General features: G+C 70.8%; 1 protein-coding gene. It reads right to left on the bottom strand.

Annotated features, from left to right (window positions below):
- A partial coding sequence (locus tag FGX59_RS37345) for an autotransporter outer membrane beta-barrel domain-containing protein (protein WP_138473515.1) occupies positions 1 to 510 on the bottom strand: 510 nt, incomplete at both ends.

Genomic DNA, 510 nt, shown 5'->3' with positions numbered 1-510 from the left:
ACGCCGTCTTCCTTCCAGGCATCCGTACGGGCATAGAGTCCGTCGAGCGTCAGCGACGGGCGCAGGTAGAGGCGCTCGCTGCCGGCGGTGTAGGCGGCGCGGGCGCGCAGGCCGAACGAGCGGCTGGTCGCGGTGCCCTCTGCCACGCCGCCATAGGCGCCAAGTCCGACCTCGCGCTCGACATCGTCCTCGCCGAAATTGCCGAAGACCGCGCCGGTCAGCAGCCAGGGGCCGGTCTGGTACTTCAGGGTAACGGCCCCCTGGACGGAATAGCCATCGGCGCTGACCCCGTCATCGCCGCTCATGCGGGTGTCGCGGTAGCCGATCGCGCCGCCCAGGAACAGGTCGGGCGCGATCTCGGTCTGCCCCCCGATCAGAAGGAACGTGTCCTCGAACCGCGCGCCGCCGGTTTCGCCCGAGGACTCCTGGTCGGTGCGGCTCGCCCCTGCCCTGCCATAGGTGCAGGCGCCCTCGGCCAGAACCGCGCTCCCGGTCTCGAAGACCGGACAG

Source organism: Poseidonocella sp. HB161398, assembly GCF_005870025.1.
Lineage (GTDB): Bacteria > Pseudomonadota > Alphaproteobacteria > Rhodobacterales > Rhodobacteraceae > Mangrovicoccus.
Note: the sequence above shows the minus strand (reverse complement) of the source record. Positions and strands in the feature narration are given on the sequence as shown.